We start from the raw sequence: 2,055 nt of genomic DNA, 5'->3' as shown, positions 1-2,055 counted from the left end.
TTGATTTCTTTTCCTCGGGGTACTTAGATGTTTCAGTTCCCCCGGTTCGCCTCGCAACACTATGTATTCATGTTGCGATAGTGTGTCGAAACACACTGGGTTTCCCCATTCGGACATCGCCGGCTGTAGCGGTTCATATCACCTTGCCGGCGCTTTTCGCAGATTAGCACGTCCTTCATCGCCTCTGACTGCCAGGGCATCCACCGTGTACGCTTAGTCGCTTAACCTCACAACCCACAGGCGTCTTGCGACGTCGCGGATGTGATTATTGAGAGACTCGAACGCGCTGCCTTTATTCCCTGTTACGGGGGAATAACGCAACGCGTCGTTTCAATTTTCAGCTTGTTCCGGATTGTTAAAGAGCAATATCTCAAACGTGACCCTGAGGCCAGTTTTGAGATACTTCGTGGAGACACCTTTCACCTGTCACCAAGCAAGTGGCGTCCCCTAGGGGATTCGAACCCCTGTTGCCGCCGTGAAAGGGCGGAGTCCTAACCGCTAGACGAAGGGGACACAAAAAATGCGTCACGACTTCGCAGCCGTCTTGCTTCTTTACTTTTCTATCAGACAATCTGTGTGAGCACTTCGAAGGCAGTATCTTCAGGTAAGGAGGTGATCCAACCGCAGGTTCCCCTACGGTTACCTTGTTACGACTTCACCCCAGTCATGAATCACAAAGTGGTAAGCGCCCTCCCGAAGGTTAAGCTACCTACTTCTTTTGCAACCCACTCCCATGGTGTGACGGGCGGTGTGTACAAGGCCCGGGAACGTATTCACCGTGGCATTCTGATCCACGATTACTAGCGATTCCGACTTCACGGAGTCGAGTTGCAGACTCCGATCCGGACTACGACGCACTTTATGAGGTCCGCTTGCTCTCGCGAGGTCGCTTCTCTTTGTATGCGCCATTGTAGCACGTGTGTAGCCCTACTCGTAAGGGCCATGATGACTTGACGTCATCCCCACCTTCCTCCGGTTTATCACCGGCAGTCTCCTTTGAGTTCCCGACCGAATCGCTGGCAACAAAGGATAAGGGTTGCGCTCGTTGCGGGACTTAACCCAACATTTCACAACACGAGCTGACGACAGCCATGCAGCACCTGTCTCAGAGTTCCCGAAGGCACCAAGCCATCTCTGGCAAGTTCTCTGGATGTCAAGAGTAGGTAAGGTTCTTCGCGTTGCATCGAATTAAACCACATGCTCCACCGCTTGTGCGGGCCCCCGTCAATTCATTTGAGTTTTAACCTTGCGGCCGTACTCCCCAGGCGGTCGACTTAACGCGTTAGCTCCGGAAGCCACTCCTCAGGGGAACAGCCTCCAAGTCGACATCGTTTACGGCGTGGACTACCAGGGTATCTAATCCTGTTTGCTCCCCACGCTTTCGCACCTGAGCGTCAGTCTTTGTCCAGGGGGCCGCCTTCGCCACCGGTATTCCTCCAGATCTCTACGCATTTCACCGCTACACCTGGAATTCTACCCCCCTCTACAAGACTCTAGCCTGCCAGTTTCGAATGCAGTTCCCAGGTTAAGCCCGGGGATTTCACATCCGACTTGACAGACCGCCTGCGTGCGCTTTACGCCCAGTAATTCCGATTAACGCTTGCACCCTCCGTATTACCGCGGCTGCTGGCACGGAGTTAGCCGGTGCTTCTTCTGCGGGTAACGTCAATCGACCCGGTTATTAACCGCGTCGCCTTCCTCCCCGCTGAAAGTACTTTACAACCCGAAGGCCTTCTTCATACACGCGGCATGGCTGCATCAGGCTTGCGCCCATTGTGCAATATTCCCCACTGCTGCCTCCCGTAGGAGTCTGGACCGTGTCTCAGTTCCAGTGTGGCTGGTCATCCTCTCAGACCAGCTAGGGATCGTCGCCTAGGTGAGCCGTTACCCCACCTACTAGCTAATCCCATCTGGGCACATCCGATGGTGTGAGGCCCGAAGGTCCCCCACTTTGGTCTTGCGACGTTATGCGGTATTAGCTACCGTTTCCAGTAGTTATCCCCCTCCATCGGGCAGTTTCCCAGACATTACTCACCCGTCCGCCACTCGCCACCC

The 2,055-nt window shown here is 54.5% G+C and carries 1 tRNA gene and 2 rRNA genes; all 3 read right to left on the bottom strand.

What is annotated here, in order from left to right:
• Positions 1–227 (bottom strand): 23S ribosomal RNA (locus tag JS46_RS22615); the annotation flags it as partial.
• A 211-nt stretch (positions 228–438) separates the two neighbouring features.
• A tRNA-Glu gene (locus JS46_RS22610) sits at positions 439–513 on the bottom strand.
• A gap of 92 nt (positions 514–605) precedes the next feature.
• Positions 606–2,055: ribosomal RNA gene (locus JS46_RS22605) — 16S ribosomal RNA — on the bottom strand; the annotation flags it as partial.

This window comes from Pantoea sp. NGS-ED-1003, from assembly GCF_000738765.1.
Classification (GTDB): Bacteria; Pseudomonadota; Gammaproteobacteria; order Enterobacterales; family Enterobacteriaceae; genus Pantoea; species Pantoea septica.
Note: the sequence above shows the minus strand (reverse complement) of the source record. Positions and strands in the feature narration are given on the sequence as shown.